The following is a 23,495-nucleotide window of genomic DNA, read 5'->3' on the forward strand; positions in this document are numbered from 1 at the left end:
AGTAAAAATATTTTTTATATATTTATCAAGATAAATATTATAGCAGGCAAAGCGCGGCCGAGGGGTAACGGGCTTCCCCTTGGTCACAGGCCATTCCCTTGGAGCCACTTGCCCGCAGGGCTTACTCTTCAGCCATCTTTCCTTATTTTGGACTATAGGCTGGTACCGTTCTATGCTAAAATATATATATACTGATGTAAGGTCATGATTTGCGTACGAGGTGATTTTAATGAACCATAAAAAATGGATGGCTGCCCTGGCAGCCGGCATGCTTTGTGTTTCTTTTTCTTCCTATGCTAACGAAGGGCCGGACTATGAGGCCACTGAGGAAAGTGGAAATGGCGCGGTGACAGTTTCCTTCGCGGCAGCGGTAAAGCAGAATGGGAAATGGGGGGCCGTTGATGGGGCAGGAAAGGTGATCATCCCTGTTTCTTATGATAAAATCGGCCTTAGCCTGTCGGATCCCGATGTAAAGGATAATGATATGGACAGTGAACCGGACCGGGCCAACCTGGTGGAAGTGCAGCAGGGGAAGCTCCGGGGGTTCTATACGAGAAAGGGACAGGAAGTCATTCCTCCTTCTTATGAGAACCGTTCTGTCTGGCAGGAAGGAGCCCTGGCGGTAGAGAAGCCAGATAAGAAAATCATTTTTTATAAAGAAGATGGTTCCCTAGTTTCCAATCAGTCCTACGACCAGGTTTCCGATTTTAAAAATTCCATGGCCATTGTAAAATCTAATGGAAAGTACGGGTATCTCTCCCTTGATGGCAAAGAAATCGCCCCGGTATACCAGGAGGCCCGTTATTTTGATGACAAAGGTCTGGCGCCGGTTCGAGACAAAGGCCGCTGGGGCGTGGTAGACCGGGACGGACATACGGTGATTGCACCGACCTATAAGGAAGCGGGACCCTCGTTTTCTGATGGCCTTCTGGCGGTAGAGGACAACCATAACCGCTGGGGATTCATTGACGGTAAAGGAAACGAAGTGGTCCAGCCCATGTATAAGAGTGTAATTCCGGTCTTTACGGAAGGGTACACGGCAGTGCAGGACGAAGATAAGCTGTGGGGGTTCCTGGACAATAAGGGAAATGTAACGGCTAAGCCACAGTTCAAGGCAGTGCTCACCGGATTTTCTGAAGGTCTGGCCGGCGTAAAAACCATTGATGGCAATGGCTATGCTAAGCCTGATGGCACTATGGCGTTCATGGCCAATTATGACAAGCTGTATCCTTTTGAAAATGGGATGGCCGAGGTCCGCACCGGAGAAACCGTAGAGACCACGGCGGTCCGCCGGTTCCCCATTTCCATCGGCATCGGCTGGGGATGGGGGGACTGGTTCCATCATCACCACCATTACCATCATCCTTGGGGCTGGGGAATCGGATTCCCCGTATGGGATCCCTGGTATTATGATTATGAACCGGTGCCCACGGTCCGCGTAAAGCGGGGGTATATCAATTCCGAAGGCAAAGTCATTGCCAGTCCTTCCAATGATCGTGTCTTCCAAATGGATGATAAGGGTGTTCTTATCCGGAATCAGGGAAAATATGGCTGGGTGAACCGGGATGGTACATTCATTGCTCACATCGAATATGAAAGCCTCATTCCGGGCAGCGAAGATTCTGTGCTCCTCGCACGGAAGGATGACAAGAAGTGGGGCATGCTCTCTATGACTGACGGCAGCGTGCTGGTGCCATTTTCCTATGACGAACTGTACTATATCGAAAAGGGACTCTACGGTTATAAGGAGAAAGGCCACTGGGGCCTCATGACACGGGATGGTCAGAAAGTGACGGAGCCCATTTTCCTGGCCCTCGCTAAGGGGGGAGATGGACTGGTTCCGGTCAAGACAAAGGATGGCTGGAAATATGTGACAGTTGACGGGAAAGACAGCATTCTTTTTAAAGAAGAAGCATCTGATGTGACCCCATTCCAAGATGGCCATGCCGGCGTAAGAATTAAAGGAAAATGGGGAATTATCGATACGACAGGCCGGTTCCTGGTACAGCCGGTGTATGACGATTTGGATATATTGTAAGTAAAGAGGGCAGCGGCCTTCGGTCGGGGCTCTGTCCTTCGGACAAGGCTATGCGCAGCAGGGCTTAGGCTTTGCCTGGGCTCAGGGAAAGAGTATGGATTCAGGCCTGACGGCCTTGGGCTGCGGCCTTCGGTCGGGGCTCTGTCTACCATTGAGGCGATACATCCCTACGTCCTTGACTGGGCTATATCCTCACTCTATAATAGGTCCCATCAGGAGGTACTATAACTATATATGAAACAACATAGTCAGGGTCTGGTGAGACTGGTACTTGTGCTTTTGGTCATTCTCCTTTTTGGCGGGTGTTATCTGGCAGATCCAAAGGCTTTCCATGAAATATGGTCCCTGTTAAAAGAGGGGGAGATTATCAGTATTGCTGATTATATCCGATCCTTCGGCAAGGGAGCGGCAGTTTTTGCTTTTGTGCTGACTGCGGTCATGAATGCCGTCGGTTTCCCACCGGCCATGATTTTTTCCACGGCCTGTACCTTAATTTTTGGGATTGTTCCCGGCATCCTTTTAGCCTGGGTGGCGGAGACCGTGGGAGCTGGCATCAGCTTTCTCTTTTTCAGGACCTTCCTCAGGACTTCGGCGGAAGAGCTGATTGCCAAAAATAAGAAACTTTCCGAATGGGATGAAAAGAGCCGGACCAATGGCTTCCGGGTCATGCTGATTGCTCGGGTGATTCCCTATTTCCCGGCAGCCGCATTGAATGCCTTCGGCGCTCTTTCTAAAATGAGCTTTAAAGATTACCTTCTTGCCTCCTTCATTGGAAAATTCCCGGCTACTGCCATCGAAGCACTTATCGGCCACGATACGGTGACGATTTCCCAGAATCCCCACCGTCTGGGAGTGGTTATTGCTATTTCCATCCTGCTCTACGTGGTTTTCTTCATCTGGGACAGGAGAAGCCGGAAGGCGGCAGAGTGATGGAAGTGGGGCTGCGGCCTGTGGCCGGGGCTCAGCCTGCGGCATGGCGGTGACTTTGTCAAGGCCAAAGCTTGCCGCCTGGGCTTATGGAAGTAATACGGATTCAGGCCTTCGGCCTTCGGTCGGAGCCTGGTTTGCTGATTATCTCATACCGCTGAATGGGGCTAAGGGTGGTAGGTGAACATCGCTTCGCTCGTTCACCGGGTTGTGGCTGCTTGCCAAGACTGACGTCCTGGCGCAGCGGGGGCGTGAGGTTGAAAAGCCGCCTTTGGCGGCAAATCCACCTTATGCCCCTGGTGTGAAGCACCCACAACCCGGTTGGCGAGCGGCGCGATGCCAACCCACCACCCTTAGCCCCATACATATGTATAGGCAAGCAAACCATTTTAGTCATATATCAGAAAGGAACCAATTCATGGACCAACCTACAGAACAGACACTGAATGCCCTCTTTGATTTCTTCAGGGAAATTGACAAGGAGAAACTGATTACCCGGCAGACCTATATTACCGATGCCATTCGCATGGAGGACGATGCGGAACATGCCTGGCATATGGCGGTTATGGCCATCCTTCTTGCCGGGTACAGCAATGAGAAAATCGATGTACTGAAGACTGTATCCATTCTCCTCATCCACGACCTGGTGGAGATTTATGCGGGTGATACCTATGCCTACGGCGGTGTGAGCAAGGAGGACCAGCACAATAAAGAAGCCAGAAGTGCGGACCGGCTTTTCGGAAAACTTCCGGCGGAAGAGGGGAAAAAGCTCAGGGCCCTGTGGGATGAATTTGAACGGGCGGATACGCCGGAAGCCCGTTTTGCCCATACCATGGACAATATCCAGCCCATGATGCTCAACGATTACACCGGCGGCAAATCCTGGAAGGAACACGGGGTGCACCTGTCCCAGATCCTGAAGCGCAATGAACATACTGCCGATGGTTCCTCAGTGCTCTGGGAATATGCCCGGACCCATTTTCTGGAGCCCCATGTGGGGAAAGAAGTGAAGAGGGACTGAAGAGAGAAGGCAGCGGCCTGTGGCCGGGGCTATGTCCTTGAGACAAGGCTATGCGCAGCAGGGCTAAGGCTGCGCCTGGGCTTAAGGAAGAAATATAAGGAAGCGCTGATTAATTCGCAGAGTCAGATTTCATAAAAGTTTTTATGCACTGCTTCGTCATAGCGTTTCTTAAATAGCTCGCTATTCTCGTCGAGTTACTCCTCGCATTGCATAAAAACCCAAGAATGAAATCTGACAACGATTTAATCAGTGCTTCCCTAAATTCCGGTCTTTAGTCGGAGCTGGTGAATAGTGACTGAAGTGGCTGAGGTGACTGGGGGAGGCGGCACACCAATTGGGAAGCGCCGCTTTTTTATGTATGCGGAATATGGTCAATCTGCTGGATGGAGATAAGAGAAATGGGCTGGCATCGCTGGCACTTGCCAATCGGTGCGCAGTGAGCCGCTTCCCCTGTGGGGCGGCAATATCGCTTCGCTCGTTGAAACGAGGCCATTGGTGATCCAGCGGCATTGACGCAGTCAATGCCCTGGTCGAAGAATATAGCCCGGCGAAGCTCCATCATGCCCCTTTACAATCCTTTATTAATTTGCTAAAATGGTCCCATAACTACGGCGATGAAGAAAAGGAGTACGCAGGATCAGCGAGCCGGTGATGGTGAGAGTCCGGCAGGCTGCGGAAGGCGTTTCTGAGCTGCCGCCCGAATAGAGTAGGGCTGCCATGAATGAAGGTGGGCCGCAAGGCCAATGAGGGTGGAACCGCGGGTCAGGTATCCCTGTAACTCGTCCCTGTAACAATTGTGTTACAGGGATTTTTATATTGTTTTAGGAGGAAATATGACATTTCAGCAGATTGTTTTAGCACTCCAGAAATTCTGGTCGAAGCAGGGCTGCGTGCTGGGCGAAGCTTACGACACAGAAAAAGGGGCAGGCACCATGACCCCTGCCACTTTCCTTCGGGTTGTAGGACCGGAACCGTGGAATGTGGCCTATGTGGAACCATCCCGCCGTCCGGACGATGGCCGGTATGGAGATAACCCGAACCGCCTGTACCAGCATCATCAGTTCCAGGTCATCATGAAACCGTCTCCCAACAATATCCAGGAAATTTACCTGGAATCGCTGAAGGAGCTGGGAATCGATCCGGAAGAACATGATATCCGTTTCGTAGAAGATAACTGGGAATCCCCGACACTGGGAGCCTGGGGCATTGGCTGGGAAGTATGGCTGGACGGTATGGAAATTACCCAGTTCACCTATTTCCAGCAGGTCGGCGGCATCGATGAACATCCGGTGGCCGTGGAAATTACCTATGGCCTGGAACGTATTGCCATGTACATCCAGGAAAAGGACAATGTCTATGACCTCGTGTGGACCGACGGTGTCACCTACGGCGATATCTGGCATGAAAATGAATATGAACAGTCCGTGTACAGCTATGAACTTTCCGACCATGATATGCTGTTCAAGCTGTTTGATATGTACGAGAAAGAAGCCAAGAGGGTGGTAAAGGCAGGCATGGTACTTCCGGCCTATGATTATGTGCTGAAATGCTCCCATTCCTTTAACCTCCTCGATGCAGCAGGGGCGATTTCCCTTTCCGAAAGAACGGAATATATTTCCCGGGTAAGAAACCTGGCAAGAATGTGTGCCAAGGCCTGGCTGAAGAAACGGAAAGAATTGGGATTCCCCATGCTGAAAGGACGTGAAGCAAAATGAGCAAGAATCTTCTTTTAGAAATCGGAACAGAGGAAATGCCGGCTAATATCATGTCCGGCGTAGTGGACCAGCTCCGTGCCCTGTCCGATGCAAAATTTAAAGAAAGCCGTATTTCCTTTGAGAAAATTACGGTTTATGCTACACCGAGAAGACTGGCAGTACTCGTAAAGAATGCGGCAGACCGCCAGCCCGATGAAGAAGTAAAAAAGAGGGGCCCCTCCATCAAGGCAGCCTTTGATGCCGATGGCAACCCCACCCGCGCTGCCCAGGGATTTGCCCGGGGCCAGCATATCGACCCGTCCCAGCTTGTGAAAGAAGGGGACTATACCTGGGCCCATGTGGTCAATGAAGGCAAAAAAGTGGAGGAAGTGCTCCCGGACCTGTTCCTGTCCCTCATTACGGGACTCAATTTCACAAGGTCCATGCGCTGGGCTGATGAAGAAGCCCATTTCATCCGTCCGGTCCGCTGGATTGTGGCGCTGGCCGACGATGAAATCATTCCGGTGGAATTTGCCCATGTAAAGAGCGGCCGTGTGAGCCGGGGTCACCGCTTCCTCTGCAAGGAACCGGTCACCATTGAACGGCCGGAAGACTACAAGGAAGATATGCGGAAAGCCTTTGTCATCGTGGACCAGGATGAACGGCGCAGCATGATTAAGAAGGGCCTTCTGGAAACAGCAGAAAAACTGGGCGGCCATGTATGGCATAATGCGGATCTTTTGGAAGAAATCAACTACCTCGTCGAATATCCGACACCCCTCTATGGCCGGATTGACGATGAATTCCTGAAGCTGCCGGTGCCGGCTGTGGTCACTCCTATGCGGGACCACCAGAGATACTATCCTGTACGGAATGAAGATGGCTCTCTCATGCCCTATTTCCTCACTGTCCGTAACGGCGGCACAAAGGCCCTGGAAAACGTACAGCACGGAAACGAAAAGGTGCTTCGGGCCCGTCTGGATGATGCGAAATTCTTCTTTGAAAACGATCGGAAGAAGACACTGGAAGGCCACCGGGATGACTTGACCCGCATCAATTACCAGGAAGGCATGGGTGATATGCGGGATAAGGCAGACCGCCTGCAGAAGCTCACTGCATTTATCGGCGGCGACTGGCATTTCACCGATGAAGAAATGAAAGATGCCGACCGGGCGGCCTACCTGTCCAAGTCCGACCTGGCTACCGGCATGGTTACTGAATTCACCGAACTCCAGGGGGAAATGGGCAAGGAATATGCACTGCTGGATGGGGAGAAACCGAATGTGGCACAGGCCATTTTCGAACAGTACATGCCCCGTTTTGCCGGCGATATTCTTCCTAAAGAATCCATCGGCCGTGCCCTGTCCCTGGCAGACAAGCTGGATAACCTGGCAGCCACATTCCTCCGGGGCCTCATTCCTACGGGCTCCCAGGATCCCTTTGCCCTTCGCCGACAGACCATCGGCGCCGTAAATATCCTGGTGGACGGCAAGATTCACTGGGATATCCGGAGGGGCATTGCGAAGGCGCTGGAACTGCTGCCGGGAGAAGAGGATACGAAGAAGACGGTCCTCTCCCAGGTGGAGGATTTCTTCCGCCAGCGTATCCGTGCCATCCTTCTGGACGATGGCATTGAGTATGATATCATTGATGCCGTTCTTGCCGGACCGGTGGACGACATTTACGCTATCTTCCTCAAGGCACAGGCCATGACAGCCAGCCATCTGAAGGAAGAGACCGATCTTCGCCAGGCCGTTACCCGCCTTGCCAATATTACCAAAGGCAAAGAGGGGGGAGACGTGAACCCGGCACTCTTTGAAGAAGATGCGGAAAAGAACCTGGAGGCTGCCCTGGAAAAGGCCATGGCTTCCGTGGAACCGCTGTATAAAGAATACCGCTATGCCGATGCCCTGCCATACCTGAAAGAACTGACACAGCCTATCAATGACTACCTCGATAACGTCATGGTTATGGTAAAGGACGAAGCGGTGAAGAATAACCGCATTGCCCAGTTGAAAAAGACCCTTGCCTTCTTCGATGGCTGGGGCGACTTCAGCAAACTGGTGTGATTGCGCATTCTACTTGTGTTTTGACAGTTAATTGATCAGGGTGTATGTCCTGCCGGAAACTGAATTTCGGCAGGACATTTTTGTTCGGATTCATTTATTGTTAATTTACATATACATAGTGACAGGGGGATGGAAACGGGTTATAATAAACAAAAATGTCATTTTGGCAGTATGGGAGACTGTCAAAAGTAGAGAGGGTGGATGTAATATGTCTCAAACGGTATGGTCCCTTGTACCGCCGGTGGTCACGATTATCCTGGCACTGGCAACAAAGGAAGTGTACATGTCTCTGGCTATCGGTATCTTTATCGGTGCCTTCATGTTTGCCGGATTCAGTGTACTTGGTGCCATCGACACCATGTTTAAAATTATGTCGGACAAAGTGGGAAGCAATGTCTATATTCTGGTTTTCCTTGTCCTTTTAGGAATTATGGTGGCGGCCATCCAGAAGTCCGGTGCCTCCCAGGCCTATGGGGATTATGCGGCAAGAACCATTAAAGGGAAACGAAGTGCCCTTTTTGTTACCATGCTCTTAGGCATCCTTATCTTTATCGATGATTATTTCAATTGCCTTACGGTAGGTACGGTTATGAGACCGGTGACAGACCGATTCAAGATTACCCGTGCCAAGTTGGCTTATATTATCGATGCCACAGCAGCCCCAGTCTGCATCATTGCTCCGGTATCCAGCTGGGCGGCTGCGGTGACTTCTTCACTGCCTGAAGGAAGCTCCATCGATGGATTTGCCCTGTTTCTGGAAACAATTCCGCTGAATCTCTATGCCTGGCTTACCATTATTTTCATGGCAGTTCTGATCTGGTCGGGAAAAGATTTTTCCAGAATGGCAAAGTTTGAGAAAGAAAGCGGCGGTACTCTCGTTATCCCGGCGGAGTATGCAGAGGATGACAACAATGGACCCGTGGGGAACGGGAAAATCATTGACCTCATTCTTCCCCTGGTTGTCCTCATTGGAGGGTGCGTCTTCGGCATGCTCTATACCGGCGGCATTCTGGAGGGCAAGGGCGTAGCTGAAGCATTTGCCAACTGTGAATCCGCAAGGGGGCTTGTCATTGGTTCCTTTATTGCGCTTGTATTTACATTTGTTCTGTATATTCCAAGAAGAGTTCTGAACTTCAGTACTTTCTGCAGCTGCTTTGTGGAAGGCTTCAAACAGATGACCTCGGCCATCATGATTCTTTCTCTGGCTTGGACATTGTCCGGTATTGTGGGCAAGGAATATCTGAATATTGGCGGCTATGTGGGAAGCGTAGTTTCTAATAATGCCACCATTGCCATCATGCTGCCGGCCCTGTTCTTCCTTGTGGCTATCGGTCTTGCTTTTGCTACCGGTACATCCTGGGGAACTTTCGGTATTCTGATTCCAATTGTTCTGGCTATCGTATCCAATGATACCCATCTTATGATTATGACGGTAGCCGCTGTCCTGGCAGGTTCTGTGGGTGGCGACCATGTATCTCCGATTTCCGATACCACGATTCTGGCATCGGCGGGAGCCCAGTGCCACCACATAGACCACGTATCTACCCAGATTCCTTACGTCCTTGTGGTAGCCGTAAGCTGTGTCATTGGCTATCTTGTAGATGGCATCACCGGAAACGGTATCATCGGAGATGCAGTGGGTCTGGTATGCATGCTTATTATTATGGGATATTTCCTGAAATTCAGATCCTATCGTAGTGAGGACTGATAGATGGTTATTAAAAACTGCAAGCCCGTCGAATCGGTTTGCAGTTTTTTTGTAGTTCAAGGAAGTTCTGATTAAATCGCTATCGGATTGTGATGCGGGATATCATTCGATATGATTGGCGAGCTATACAAGTAATGTCATGTAGCAGTTCTTCGGCGGACTGCTGCCCTGGCCAGACAAATGATAAAAGAAAGTGCCTTATTGAGCAGTAAAGATGCCTGCATGCGATTGGATTACTGGTCACCTTTATTGCATATCAAAGCGTCTTCCTTCGGGCCGCAGGTCGGTTCGGAGAGCGAAAGGGTGCATAAATATCCCTTTGAAAATTGATGCTGTAAAATAGACCACTGCTTCCCTGATGTGAAAAATATGTAAGTAATTGTTTGGCTTGAATAAAACGGTACTTTTTTATTTTTCAACGTTCAAAGTTTGATTATGATACAATAATAGTATAAAAATTATCGATGTGATGATTTGCGGGTTTACATTGTCGCTTTAATTATGGGATTGGTTTTACCTTTTACAAAGGTTTTACTTGGAAGGTGTAAGGTTAGAAGTGGAGTGTTGTTGGATACCTGCCGATTCTTACATCAGTTATTCAATGGTTCCAACGGATTTTAAACAGGAACGGGGGCTCGCCATGTCGGAGCAAAAGCCACTCATCTATGGGATTATTCATATCGGATCATCCAATCTTTCCATGCGTATCGTGCAGTATAACAATGTGAAAGATATCCGGGTGATTGAGTCTGTCCGCAAGGACACATCCTTTGGGGAAGAAGTATTCATCCACAAAAAGCTGTCTTTTCCCTCTATCAAGAAACTGTGCCGTATGCTGGAAGGGCTGAAGCAGCTGCTCCTGGACTACCAGGTCAAGGTATATGCGGTTTATGCGACGGCCGTACTCCGGGAAGCGGAAAACTGCCGGTCCATTCTTGACCTGATCCGGGTGAATACGGGGTTCAACGTGCAGGTGGTGGATATGCCACAGGAAATCTATTTCAAGCACTTTGGCCTCCAGTATCAGTTCAAGCAGTACAACAAGGCCAACGAAGACCGTCTTGGCAATAATTTCCTCTTCGTGGATATCACATCGGGCTGCGTGGGACTGACGGTCTGGGAGAAAGGGGCCCTCTGCTACCAGCATAATGTGCATATCGGCACCCTGCGGCTTCTGGAGACATTCAAGATGAACCAGAGGGACTCTATCAATTTCCCCGAAGCTTTGAGTGAATACATCCATGCCATCATGGAACCCCTGTGGGTGACGGTCCGGAAATACAAGATCGATACGGTCATCCTCTCCGGCCGTGAAGCCCGCATTGTGGGGCGGCTCATGAATGTCAAAATCGGTGCCGGCGTCATTGAAGTGAAGCCGGAGAAAATTACCCGGTTCTACGAAGAAGCGGGCGCTCTTTCTACGTCCATGACCATGCAGAAATACCACATCACCGAATCCCTGGCTTCCGTCGTTACACCGACAATCCATATTTACCAGGAAATTCTCAATAATGTGCCGGTCAATAACGTAGTCATGATGGGCATGACCTTTGCAGAGGCGGCCAGCATATTCTATGGGGCCCAGAAGACGAAAGACCCGGCCCTGCTCTATATGAGAGCCCAGAATCTGGAACTCACAAGGTCCATTGCGGCTTCCTATTATTATGAGCCGGAACATGCGAAGGCCATGGAACTTTACAGCTATCACATTATCCGGGCTTTTGACCAGTATAATGGCCTCAATGAACGGGATGAGTTCCTGCTTCGTATGGCCATTATCCTGTACCAGATCGGGAAATACGTAAACCTTCTCGGATCTTCCGCCCATGCATGGAGCATGGTCAGGGGCACCGATATTTTTGGCATTTCCGATAAGGAAAAGGATATTGTAGCCTGTATTGTGTATTACGACCATAAAGGCATGCCCAATGATGATGATGAGCCATTCCGGATTCTTTCTGATGATTCCAAGATGACCGCACTGAAGCTGATCGCCATTTTCAGGCTGGTCCGGGCTATGGATATGTCCAGGAAACAGAAACTGAAAGACGTGACAGCCCGCATTACGAAGGATGCCCTGCTTATCGAGTACGAAAGCAGCGAGAATACGGCCCTGGAAACATGGATGTTCGATAAAGAAAAAGAATTCTTTGAAAATATTTTTGGCATGGAAGCCAGACTTGAGCGGAGGTAACTATGGACGTGGACGTAAAGAATTACCGGTTTTATCTGAACAGGGAACTGTCCTGGCTCCAGTTTAATAGAAGAGTTCTCCAGGAAGCGGTGGATCCGAACAATCCACTCCTTGAAAAACTGAAATTTCTTGCCATCACCAGCTCCAACCTGGATGAATTTTTCATGATTCGCGTGGCTGGCCTGAAACACCAGAAAGAAAATGGGGTAAAGCGCCGGGATATTGCCAACATGACGCCGGAAGAACAACTGGCGGCAATTTCCGATACCTGCCAGCGTTTGGTGGCAAGGCAGTACCGCTACCTGAAGATGATCCTGAAGGAACTGGAATCGGAGGGACTCTATTTCATCCGTCCAGGAGATGCCACTCCGAGGCAGCAGAGATGGCTCGATGATTACTTCGAACGGGAGATTTTCCCGGTAGTCACGCCGATGGCGGTGGACTCTTCCCATCCATTTCCTTTCCTGGCATCCAAGAGCCTGAATATTGCCATGCTTCTGGAACGGAATGAACGGGATATGACATTAGATGAGGAAAATGATATCGACGTAAAAACGGCTATTGTGCCGGTACCGTCTGTCCTGCCCCGTATTATCCGTCTTCCGGACAGCGAAGACCATCCGGGACGCCATGATTTCGTATTCCTGGAAGAGGTGCTCTGCCATTTCGCAGCCCGCCTGTTTATCGGATTTGACCTGCTGGAAGCAAGGCCATTCCGTATCACCAGGGATGCGGACCTGAACCTGGATGAAGAAGATGCCCAGGACCTGGTGGTGGAAGTGGAAAAACAACTGAAAAAGAGACAGCGCGGGGAAGCGGTGCGCCTTGAATTTGAACGGGGCACCAGCCGTTTCATGTGCCGGTTCATGACCTCCGAAATGAACCTTGGACCCGAAGATATGTATGAAATCGATGGGCCCCTGGATATGACGGCATTTTTCTCTTTTTGCGGTATCAAGGGCTACGACAACCTCCGTTATCCGAAAGCCCATCCCCATAAGCCCTGGTCTATGATCCAGATGGAACGGGAAAACAAGCATAATATTTTTGATATGATCCGGGAAAAGGACCTACTCGTCCATCTTCCCTATGAATCTTTTGACGATTCCGTCGTGAATTTCGTGGCTTCCGCAGCTTCTGACCCCAATGTGCTGGCCATCAAGCAGACCCTGTACCGTGTGTCCTCTTCCAGCCCCATTATCCAGGCTCTGGAAAAGGCGGCACAGAACGGGAAACAGGTGACGGTGCTCATGGAAGTAAAGGCCCGGTTCGACGAAGCCAATAACATCCTCATGGCCCGCCGTCTGGAAAAAGCGGGCGCCCACGTTATTTATGGTCTTGTGGGACTGAAAACCCATTCGAAATGTACCCTCGTCATCCGCAGGGAAAAGGATGGCATCCGCCGCTACGTCCATGTGGCTACAGGGAACTACAATGCCTCCACGGCTAAACTGTACACGGACCTTGGCATCTTTACCTGTAATGATCGCTTCGGCACCGATGCTTCCGCTTTCTTCAATCTCCTTTCCGGGTATTCAGACCCGCCTATCTGGGATTCCTTCATCGTAGCCCCCATTAATCTCCGGCAGCGGTGCATGGAACTCATTGACCGGGAAATTCACTTTGCCCTCCAGGGAGAGCCGGCCCGCATCGTGGCCAAGATGAATTCCCTACTGGATAAGGAAATCATTGCCAAACTTTATGAAGCCTCCCGGGCGGGCGTGAAGATTGAACTCATTGTCCGCGGTATCTGCGTTATTATTCCCGGTATCCCAGGAGTCAGCGATAATATCACCGTAAGAAGCCTGGTGGGCCGTTTCCTGGAACACAGCCGGGTATTCTGGTTCCTGAATGGCGGACGGGAAGAGTTCTATATCGGCAGTGCCGACTGGATGCCAAGAAACCTGAATGACCGCGTGGAATTGATGATTCCGGTGAAAGACAAAGATCTCTGCCAGCGGCTGAAAGAAATGATCAACCTGGAACTGGCGGATAACCAGAAAACCCATATCATGCAGTCCGATGGCACCTGGAAGAAAGTTATCGCTCCGGACCATAAAGTGGCCGCCCAGGCCCGTTTCCAGGAATTGGCGGAAGAACGGGATAAAGAGGCAGAAATGACTCTGGCCCAGAAGATGGAACCTTATGTACCGGTCTTTGGAAAACGGTAATAGTTCCTGCATATAAAAGGCTGTGAAGAACATGATTTTCTTCACAGCTTTTTTATTTCCTGAAAATCCGGAATTTGCAAACCGATGATAAACATGGTGATATCCACTTTAAGCAATAATTGATAGCATTTTTGGGAATAGCTTATTCAAATAGCCTTATTTCATATTCCTTTTTCCCACACGAAGTCAAATTCAGCAAAAACATGTGTTTTAGAAGTCCAAAATATGGGACAAAAAGAGCCTATCTGATGGTATGCAGATTATGCATATATGGTTTACAATCACTTGATGCAAAAATAGGAGAAGAAAGGAAAGTGCCGAAAAAACCGTACAGTTTTCGATATTACCTGCTCTCATTTTTTGCTAAAGTCCAGTGTAATAAGACAGAATTGACAATTAGCGAAATGAAAAAATATAGATATTATCTAATAATATACGGATTTCATGATGAAGGATATCCATTATATTTTGTGCAAATACATATAGGGTATGATATATAAATCACGATAAATACAGATAAAATATAGTATTTACTATTTGTAAACTGCGATAAATTTGACAAAAAGTCTCTCTATGGTAGAATGACTGCCATAGGAGTGAAGTCATATGAAACATAGAACCTTTGAGAAAGCAGTGAAAGCAATCACCTGTTCCCTGCTCCTCTTTTCCGTGGCTGCCCAGGCGGACCTTTCCATGGCCTTCGGGTTTGGCATGTCTAATGAGGACAAGACGGTAACCGTGTATGATGGCAGTCAGAAGAAAGTCATTACCACGAATGCGACCAATTTTAAACAGGTGCTGAATGATTCCGATGTGGTTTTAAATGCCTATGATAAATATTGGACCAGTGGAGACGATGTGCGGGATGGTTCTGTTGTGGTGATAGAAAGGGCAAAGCCGGTGACTATTGTGTCGGGGAATCGGGCTAAGACCGTGTATACCACAAAACAGACTGTGCAGGGCGTGGTGAATGAGGCAGGATTCGACTGGAAGAAGATGATGCCCATTGAAGATGGCATGATGAAAGTGACACAGGGGATGCAGATTCATGTGGTTCCCTATACATCCCGGGTTGTGAACCGGGTAGAATCCATTCCGGTCCATTATAACAGCTGGTACGACAGCACCCTGGCTCCGGGACAGATGGAAATTGTCCAGGAAGGAACCCAGGGAAAACGGGAAGTGGAAATGGAAGAATACATTTCCGATGGTAAGGTAATCCGTGCAGAAGCGGGACATGTAAAAATTCTCAGTCAGGGAATACCAGGTATTGCCAAGACCGGCGATATGGAAGGAACCCAGGGTTACGTACGAAATATGAGTGCCAGTGCTTACCATCCCACTGATGGAGATGGATTCGGTATTACCGCTACCGGCACCCGAGCCGGTCATGGTACCGTAGCCGTTGACCCCAGGGTCATTCCGCTGGGATCCTCTGTATTTATCCCCGGATATGGTGAAGCGGTAGCAGCAGATACAGGCGGCGCCATTATTGGTGACCGTATCGACCTGTGCATGGAAACATTTGAAGAATGCTACAACTTTGGAAGAAGGAATGTAGAGGTCTTTGTGAATTACTGATTTCATAGGATCATACGAGCGGTGAAGGAAGATAAAGTCCTTTGCCGCTTTTAGCGTATATGTGGGGGGAATGAACTGACCTGCCTTTCCCACCGCCCACTATCCATATGCTATAATACAAGCCAGGAGGAATTTATGAGAACATTACTGATTGCTTTGGGGGCGGCTGTACTGGACCAGCTGGTGAAATGGATTGTGCAGACCCATATGGAACTGGGACAGACCATTCCTTTGATAAAGAGTGTATTTCATTTGACCTATATTCTGAATCCTGGCGCTGCTTTTGGACTGCTTCCCCATAAGGACTGGTTTTTCCTGGCCATTGTGGTGGTATTGTACGCTGCCTTTTTTATTATGCGCAAAAAAATTCCGGAGAAACCGGCCTACTTTTCGCTTGCCATTGCCATGCTTCTTGGCGGTGCTCTGGGAAACGCCATTGACCGTGTCAGGATTGGTGAAGTCATTGACTTCTTTGATTTCCGCATCTGGCCCATATTCAATGTGGCGGATATTTTTATCTGCCTGGGGGTAGGGCTCATTGCTTTTTATTTTTGGAGACACAGTTCATGAATCAGATTACCTGCCATATTACAGAAAAAGAAGAGGGCCTGCGTCTGGACCAGGTCCTGAAAGAGGCCGCGGGCCTTACCCGCTCAGAAGTGCAGAAATGGATCAAGGAAGGAAAGGCGGTTCTGGAACCGGGACGCATGGTGCGGGCTAATTACCACGTGAAATCGGGAGATACCATTTCCTTTTCCTGGGAAGAAAAGGGAGAACTGGTGCTGGTGCCCCAGGACATACCTCTGGATATTCTCTATGAAGACGATGATATGATAGTTATCAACAAAGCAAGGGGTATGGTGGTGCATCCGGGCTTTGGGAATCCGGACGGTACGCTTGTAAATGCCCTTCTTTACCATTGCGGCGATAGCCTTTTTAAAGCATCGGAAGATCCTATCCGTCCGGGTATTGTTCACCGTCTGGACAAGGATACATCGGGCGTCATGGTGGCAGCCAAGTCAGCCCGTGCGTTCCCCGTACTGAAAGAAGAAATCGCATCCCACGAAGCCCAGCGCCATTATGTAGCCCTGGTCCATGGGCAGATGGAAGGAAATACGGGGGTCATCCGGCTGCCCCTGGGACGAAGCACGAAGGACCGGATGAAATGGGATGTGGAGCCTAAGACCGGAAAACTGGCGGTAACCCATTATCGGGTACTGGAATTTATGCCGTCTTATTCCTTCCTGGAGCTGAAGCTGGAAACAGGAAGGACCCACCAGATTCGCGTTCATATGGCCCATATCGGTCATCCTGTGGTGAACGATCCCCTCTATGGATGGAAGAAAGACCATTTCCCCATTGAAGGACAGGCCCTCCATTCCTGGACCCTGGACCTGAAGCACCCCGTCACCGGCGAACCTATGCACTTCGAAGCCCCGGTGCCGGAGGATATAAAGCTCTGCCTTGCTATGGCAAGGAAAGGGGAATAAAAAGGGACAGAAAGTCCTTTGAAGAAATGATGACAGATAAGTTTTTGGCAGCTCAGGAAATCAGAGTGGCCGTGGAAGCGCAAGGAGTGGTATACCGCAAGTTTTCTCCTGCCCCTCAGAATTATTACCTTTGGGGCAGGCACTACCTGTTGACCACTTTGTCATAAAAGGAGGCTTACCTTGGAACGTAGAACGATTCATGTACCCGGATTTACCATCGGAACAGCGGAAGACAGGGAAGGACTCACCGGAGTGACGGTGATTCTGGCGCCGGAAGGTGGCGCTTCTGCCGGCGTAGATGTAAGAGGATGTGCTCCGGGAACAAGAGAAACGGACCTTTTGAATCCGGAAAAAACGGTACAGAAAATCCACGCCGTCGTTCTTTCTGGCGGCTCCGCCTTCGGGCTGGAATCGGATTCCGGAGTTATGAGATTCCTGGCGGAAAAGGGAATCGGCTTTCCGGCGGGGCCGGGTATTTTTGTACCCATCGTCTGCGGCGCTGTGCTCTTTGATCTTACCATCGGCAGCAGCCATGCCTTTCCTGACTTGGCCATGGGATATAAGGCGGCCAAAGAAGCTTCCGATACATTTCCTGTAGGATGCTATGGCGCAGGAACGGGAGCTACCGTAGGAAAGCTCACTGGCTTTGACCATGCCATGAAAAGCGGGGCCGGATATGCGGAATTCATCCTTCCCGGCGGCCTTTACGTAGGAGCTTATATGGCGGTCAATGCGTGCGGAGAAATTTATGAGGGAAACCATGTACTGGCCGGCGCTCTTGCTGAAGATGAGAAGACAATCCTCTCTTCCCATGACCTCATGATGCATGGATATAAAAGAAATATGGGAACCAATACTTCCATCGGATGCGTCATGACAAATGCAAAACTGACAAAGGCAGAGTGCAGGGCTGTATCCGGTATGGCCCATGACGGCTATGCCCGGGCTATTCGTCCTGTCCATACTACCATGGATGGAGATACCGTTTTCACCATGGCCTCCGGCGAAGTAGAGGCGCCTGTGGATACGGTGGGCTATCTGGCGGAAGAAGCCATCCGCCTCGCTATCCTTGATGCTGTCCGTACAGCTGAGGCTATGGGTGGTCGTCCGGCATACAGGAATATTGCGGGAAACGAAACGGGAAAATGACTGATGGAGCCAATTGGATGGTTGTGTTTAGTTGTCCATGGCTTTTCATACTCATTGACAATCATGCATTTGCCATTTATAATGGAATGTACCCATAAGGGGATGTACCGGTTTCGACAGGAGATTCTAGTCCATAAACAGCGAGTCGGGATTCCATCTACCCCGTGAAACGGTGGACAAACTTAAACGCAAAACGTGATTTTGCTTTAGCAGCCTAATCTGCTAATGTCCCCTGGCGTTTTCCTATGACTCCAGGCTGACATCAATCAATAGGATACCGGAGAAGGATGTTCGGGACTTCCGAGGGAAACCAATTCCGAAATCGGCAAAGGCAGTTTGTTCCTGTACGATACTTTGCTTAAATATCAAACAGGCACTGCACTCGGAGAAATTTATGGGACAGGCTTTTTGGACAGGGGTTCGACTCCCCTCATCTCCACCAATGATGACAGGACCACGAAAGTGGTCCTTTTATTGTGCAGGGAAATATAGAAACAGAGGCGTCCTATGGCTGCATCAGGATCTCCCTCTGAGACCATCCTTGAATATGCAGGCCTTGGGAGAAGGGCCGTGACAAAGGCACAGGATGGATGCCGCGAAGCGGATGGCTCACGGTAAGCGGATCGCTGACAATCGTCTTACGATATGAGGTTCTGATCAGTGATTGTGACCAATATCCCATTGACAACATTTAATAAATTGAATATAATAAATATATAATAGGTTACAGAAATAAATGCTGAAAAATAAAGGAGTGATTTGTATGATGGGTCCGATTTCCGGTATAGATAATGTAAATCAGGTCATCGCAAAGGGCGATGTGATTTTAGGATTTTCTTCTCCCACCTGCGGTTATTGCCGCAAGATGCGTCCCATGATGGAAAAGATAGCCGGCTCATTGCCGGTACCGATTTATGGAGTCAATGTGGAAGAGGATAAAGATGTAGCTGAACGATTTGAGGTAACGGCGACCCCAACTCTCATCTATTTCCACAATGGAAAACCGGTGGACCGGATTGTTGGTTCCAATGGAGTAGGATTTGAAGATTTAAAGGCATTCGTAGAAAGATCTCATAAATAAATGAATTGGCAGGGATACAATATGTTGCACCCCTGCTTTTTGTTTGAAATTCTTTTGGCGAGGCCCACGATGGACAGGACACGTGATACAATAAAAAGTAGCGAAAACCACATGATTCATGGAGGAAGTGAGATTTATGGAAAGAGGAGCAGCCAATCTGACAAGGGCAGAACTCCTGGAATTGGGAATGCAGTACAAACAGATCCGGAATTATGAGAAAGCAAAGGAGTATCTGAAAGAAGCTTCCCTGCAGGGAAGCGGTAAAGCCATGAAGGAACTCTTTAGACTGGGATATAATTTTTATAAAGAAAAAGACTATGCCCAGGCTTTTGACTGCTTTGAAATTCCTTCAAGAATGGGTCATGCTCCAAGTACCTTGTATCTGGGGCGGATGTATGAGTTTGGCTATGGCAAAAGGACCAATATCCAGAAAGCCTTCGATCGGTATGCAGAGTCCTACCAGCAGGGGCTTGCCCTGGGAGCTTATTATGCCGGGCGGCTCATGATGGCAGATGCGCTCCACTCCGAAGAAGTACGGGAAATTGCTATCAGCTGGTTTAAAGAGGCCATTGCCGGTGGCGTTTATAAGGACTATGCAGAAATAGGCAAACTGTATCTGAATCGTGGTGCGAAAGAGAGACCCGGCGACCCGGTAAAAAACGATAAAACGGCCTTATCCTGGTTCCTTCGCGGTGCTGTTCATGGCGATAATATGTGCCGGGAAATAGCAGCAGACTGTTTTATCCATGGAATAGGAACCGAGGTCAATGTAAGAAGAGGGCTGGAGCTCTACGCCCAGGCCTTTCATGATGGCAGTAAATCTGTCTGCCGCGCTTTGGGAAATCTATATTTCCAGGGAGATGGTGTTCATAAGAATATAGATCTTGCCATAGCCTGGTACCTGAAGGGCTATGAACGGGGCGACAAGAGATGCCGTTACGAGGCAGGCCGGGTCGCTTACAGGGCAGGTCAGTTCTTTCCGGGGGCAGGAAAAGAGGAAAAAGAAAGAGCTCTGAAGTATCTGAACCAGGCGGCGTCATTGGGGTACGCCGATGCCTATGATGACCTGGCCCGGGTAAGCCGGGAAGAGGGAAACGAAAAGAAATTTGTGATCCTTTTGAAACAGGGCATGAAGGCAGGCAGCGACCTGTGCCGCAGGAATCTCATCGATTTCTACTGCAGAAAAGCCGCATCCCTTTTGGAGGAAACAAGAGAAGAAGTGGCTCCGGATAAACTGAATACCAATAAAGACAAACTGGGTAAAATATTCGATGACTCCCAGACCAAAGTCAAAATGGCGGCCGAATACTATAAGAAAGCAGCCCGAGCCGGCGATGATGATTCCTGGGCCGTCCTTGCCCGGATGTACCTGTATATCGGTGATGCTCTGGAAGTTGAGGATAAGGATTTTATAAAAGCCGCTAAAAATGGGTATACTTCGGGTCTCTTGAACACAAGGGTGCTCCTTTGGCGTTACTATGCAGGCCCGACTCCAACGGACGGGGAAATCCTGCACCAGGAAAATCCGAAGCAGGCATTTCTTCTGGCCAGGCAGCTGGCAGCGGAAGGATATACCGATTTCTACAAGATTCTTTCAGACTACTATCGAGATGGTTATGGTACCAAAAAGAGTGCCCGCCTTGCTAAGATATGGGCGAATAAGGTGAGGGTGTAATTGAGAGGAGGCAGTGGCTGAAGCCAGGGTGCTGTCCTTCGGGCAGGGTTCAAGGAAAGAAATATATATAGCGGCGCTTTTTACACGTGTAGTATACATCCATTCCGTATTTCTGGCTTGTCGTGCCGCTTGCAGTGTCCAATTCATCCGATGTCATAGCAAAAGGAGTGAATATCATGCAGCTTTCAGAGTATTTAGATAACGTAAGACGGAAGAATCCGCTGGTCCACCATATTACAAATTATGTCACTGTCAATGACTGTGCCAATGCGTGTCTTGCCATTGGTGCTTCTCCGGTTATGGCCGATGCCATTGATGAAGCCGGAAGCATGGCCTCCATTTCTTCTGCTCTTGTTTTGAATATAGGTACATTGAACGTAAATAAAGTAGAATCCATGATGGTTGCCGGCCGCAGTGCAAACGCGGGACATAAACCGGTGGTCTTTGACCCTGTGGGCTGCGGGGCCACGCCATTCCGGAACCGGATGGCTGATGAAATCATGAACAATGTATCCATGACCGTGGTTCGAGGGAATATGTCAGAAATCGCATCTCTCGGCGGCCAGAATGTATTTACCAAAGGCGTCGATGCAGGAGAAACGGCTGATATAAAGACAGCAATTCCCATGGCCGCTTCATTGGCTGAAAAGTGGCATTCCATCGTCGTTATCAGTGGCGAAACGGATATTATTACCGACGGAAAAAAGACGGTACTTATCCATAATGGCTGTCCGGAAATGTCGCTGATTACAGGATCCGGATGCATGTGCACCACAGTGATTGGCGCTTTCTGCGGGGCAAATCCGGAGCATCCCCTGGAAAGTGCCGCTGCCGCCATGGGGGCCATGGGCCTTGCCGGTGAACGGGCATGGAAGGACTGGGGGAAAGAGGGGTTTGGTCATTTCCATATGGCCATCATCGATGAACTGGGAAAGATGACCGGAAAATCCCTTGAGCAAGGAGTGCGCTATGAAGAATGTTGACTATACCCTGTACCTGGTGACAGACAGGAACCAGCCGGCACCGGGGACCTTTGAAAAAGTGGTGGAAGAAGCCGTTCGCGGCGGAGCGACACTGGTGCAGCTTCGGGAAAAATCAGGAGATACGGGGCTTCTGTATGAAAGGGCCCGTCAGCTTAAAGAGGTTACAGATACCCTCCATGTACCCCTCATCATTGACGACCGCATTGACATCATGATGGCCGTTGATGCCGATGGTGTCCATGTAGGACAATCCGACATGCCCGCTTCAGTGGCAAGAAAAATGATTGGGAGTGACAAAATCCTCGGTGTATCGGCCGGCACGCTGGAAGAAGCGGTGAAAGCAGAAAAGGACGGCGCCGATTATCTGGGAGTAGGGGCCATGTTTCCCACGGCCACCAAGACAGACGCTGATATTACATCCATGGAGACACTGAAGAAAATCCTGGAAACTGTTCATATTCCGGTGGTTGTCATTGGTGGCATCAATCAAAAGACCATTCCTCAATTCAAAGGCCTGGATATTGCAGGCTACGCCATAGTCTCTGCCATTATGGCCAGTAGAAAGCCAAAAGAAGCGGCGGCGGAACTTAAAGGACTGATTCATAATAACTGTTGATCCCAATGGTTAAAGAAGATAGAAATTAGATACCTGCTGGTGTTTTGCCGGACATTCCGGTGGAGGACCTGCAGGTTTTTGAGTGAAGAGAGAAGAGGAAAGAGGGAAGATCGAAGCCGCAGGCGTTAGATGATTTGCTTACCATTCCCCCTGAATCACTGCGCTTGCCAGGCGTTATCTCCCAGCTGCTTAACTGCTTACAGTTGTCAGCTTACGGCTTACAGGAAATCAGCCGCTCCGCGGCATTCGTCATGCGGCGAAGCCGCTATTCCACCTTATGCCCCGGTGCGAAGCACCCACAGCCCGGTTGGCGAGCGAAGCGATGCCAACCCACCACCTTTATGCCCTATACATACGATCTGCCGGAACCTCCCAATATATAAAAAGCGGCGCCATATGAATTGATGCGCCGCACCACCATTCCTCATTCCTGACTTTTTAAAATTCCCTGTTGACACAAAAGCCAACTCATGGTATCATCATACCTGTCGCCGCGAGGGCGGCGGACCCGAGCGGTTCCTTCCAAAAGAACTTCAAAAAAGTGCTTGACAAAAGAAACCGGTTCGTGGTAAAATAATCAAGTCGCTTGAAGAGCGATGATTCTTTGAAAACTGAACAGTACAGCGAACGAATAAGCCGATGTACGAGGCAGAAATGCCGAGCAATTTTAATGAGTAAGTAAGGCAATAAACAAGAGCCAAACGAACAATCTATCATGGAGAGTTTGATCCTGGCTCAGGACGAACGCTGGCGGCGTGCTTAACACATGCAAGTCGAACGAGAGGAGAAGAGAAGCTTGCTTCTTTTCGAATCGAGTGGCAAACGGGTGAGTAACACGTAAACAACCTGCCTTCAGGATGGGGACAACAGACGGAAACGACTGCTAATACCGAATACGCTCAAAGGGCCGCATGGCCTATTGAGGAAAGGGTGGCCTCTACCTGTAAGCTATCGCCTGAAGAGGGGTTTGCGTCTGATTAGGCAGTTGGTGAGGTAACGGCCCACCAAACCTACGATCAGTAGCCGGTCTGAGAGGATGAACGGCCACACTGGAACTGAGACACGGTCCAGACTCCTACGGGAGGCAGCAGTGGGGAA

Annotated in this window: 16 protein-coding genes, 1 rRNA gene and 1 other RNA gene; all 18 read left to right on the forward strand. The window is 49.5% G+C overall.

Annotation, left to right across the window (positions count from 1 at the left end; all coding sequences use genetic code 11):
- The first annotated feature begins 229 nt into the window (after positions 1–229).
- Positions 230–2,038: a WG repeat-containing protein gene (locus QZR21_RS00960; protein WP_296097533.1), complete on the forward strand. Its 1,809-nt coding sequence runs from the start codon at positions 230–232 to the stop codon at positions 2,036–2,038.
- A gap of 234 nt (positions 2,039–2,272) precedes the next feature.
- The gene (locus QZR21_RS00965) at positions 2,273–2,968 is read left to right on the forward strand and encodes a TVP38/TMEM64 family protein (RefSeq protein ID WP_296097531.1); all 696 of its coding nucleotides are present in this window, start codon (positions 2,273–2,275) and stop codon (positions 2,966–2,968) included.
- A 415-nt stretch (positions 2,969–3,383) separates the two neighbouring features.
- Complete coding sequence (locus QZR21_RS00970) at positions 3,384–3,986, forward strand: HD domain-containing protein (protein ID WP_296097529.1); 603 nt, start codon at positions 3,384–3,386, stop codon at positions 3,984–3,986.
- Between the two features lie 833 nt (positions 3,987–4,819).
- Positions 4,820–5,701: a glycine--tRNA ligase subunit alpha gene (gene glyQ / locus QZR21_RS00975; protein ID WP_296973253.1), complete on the forward strand. Its 882-nt coding sequence runs from the start codon at positions 4,820–4,822 to the stop codon at positions 5,699–5,701.
- On the forward strand, positions 5,698–7,749 hold the full coding sequence (gene glyS / locus QZR21_RS00980; protein WP_296973256.1) for a glycine--tRNA ligase subunit beta: 2,052 nt from the start codon (positions 5,698–5,700) through the stop codon (positions 7,747–7,749). Before glyQ ends, glyS begins: the two co-directional genes overlap by 4 nt.
- 208 nt (positions 7,750–7,957) lie before the next feature.
- Positions 7,958–9,457, forward strand: coding sequence for a Na+/H+ antiporter NhaC family protein (locus tag QZR21_RS00985; protein ID WP_296097522.1), 1,500 nt, complete (start codon positions 7,958–7,960; stop codon positions 9,455–9,457).
- A gap of 640 nt (positions 9,458–10,097) precedes the next feature.
- Positions 10,098–11,651: a Ppx/GppA phosphatase family protein gene (locus tag QZR21_RS00990; RefSeq protein WP_296097519.1), complete on the forward strand. Its 1,554-nt coding sequence runs from the start codon at positions 10,098–10,100 to the stop codon at positions 11,649–11,651.
- A 2-nt stretch (positions 11,652–11,653) separates the two neighbouring features.
- Positions 11,654–13,822, forward strand: coding sequence for a polyphosphate kinase 1 (ppk1, locus tag QZR21_RS00995; protein WP_296097518.1), 2,169 nt, complete (start codon positions 11,654–11,656; stop codon positions 13,820–13,822).
- A gap of 606 nt (positions 13,823–14,428) precedes the next feature.
- Entirely contained in the window at positions 14,429–15,403 is a 975-nt protein-coding gene (locus QZR21_RS01000) for a 3D domain-containing protein (protein ID WP_296097516.1), read from the forward strand.
- Positions 15,404–15,538: 135 nt separating this feature from the next.
- The gene (gene lspA / locus QZR21_RS01005; protein WP_296097514.1) at positions 15,539–15,973 is read left to right on the forward strand and encodes a signal peptidase II; all 435 of its coding nucleotides are present in this window, start codon (positions 15,539–15,541) and stop codon (positions 15,971–15,973) included.
- On the forward strand, positions 15,970–16,893 hold the full coding sequence (locus QZR21_RS01010; protein ID WP_296097511.1) for an RluA family pseudouridine synthase: 924 nt from the start codon (positions 15,970–15,972) through the stop codon (positions 16,891–16,893). The genes lspA and QZR21_RS01010 overlap by 4 nt, the downstream gene beginning before the upstream one ends.
- Positions 16,894–17,073: 180 nt before the next feature.
- Complete coding sequence (locus tag QZR21_RS01015) at positions 17,074–18,042, forward strand: P1 family peptidase (protein WP_296097508.1); 969 nt, start codon at positions 17,074–17,076, stop codon at positions 18,040–18,042.
- A 98-nt stretch (positions 18,043–18,140) separates the two neighbouring features.
- Positions 18,141–18,484: a transfer-messenger RNA gene (gene ssrA / locus QZR21_RS01020) on the forward strand.
- A 321-nt stretch (positions 18,485–18,805) separates the two neighbouring features.
- Complete coding sequence (locus tag QZR21_RS01025; protein ID WP_296097507.1) at positions 18,806–19,123, forward strand: thioredoxin family protein; 318 nt, start codon at positions 18,806–18,808, stop codon at positions 19,121–19,123.
- A 136-nt stretch (positions 19,124–19,259) separates the two neighbouring features.
- On the forward strand, positions 19,260–20,798 hold the full coding sequence (locus QZR21_RS01030) for a hypothetical protein (protein ID WP_296097505.1): 1,539 nt from the start codon (positions 19,260–19,262) through the stop codon (positions 20,796–20,798).
- Between the two features lie 176 nt (positions 20,799–20,974).
- Complete coding sequence (gene thiM / locus QZR21_RS01035) at positions 20,975–21,781, forward strand: hydroxyethylthiazole kinase (protein ID WP_296097503.1); 807 nt, start codon at positions 20,975–20,977, stop codon at positions 21,779–21,781.
- The gene (gene thiE, locus QZR21_RS01040; protein ID WP_296097502.1) at positions 21,768–22,397 is read left to right on the forward strand and encodes a thiamine phosphate synthase; all 630 of its coding nucleotides are present in this window, start codon (positions 21,768–21,770) and stop codon (positions 22,395–22,397) included. The genes thiM and thiE overlap by 14 nt, the downstream gene beginning before the upstream one ends.
- Before the next feature lie 712 nt (positions 22,398–23,109).
- A 16S ribosomal RNA gene (locus QZR21_RS01045) occupies positions 23,110–23,495 on the forward strand; the annotation flags it as partial.

Origin of the sequence: uncultured Dialister sp., from assembly GCF_900541605.1 — a bacterium.
GTDB lineage: Bacteria > Bacillota > Negativicutes > Veillonellales > Dialisteraceae > Dialister.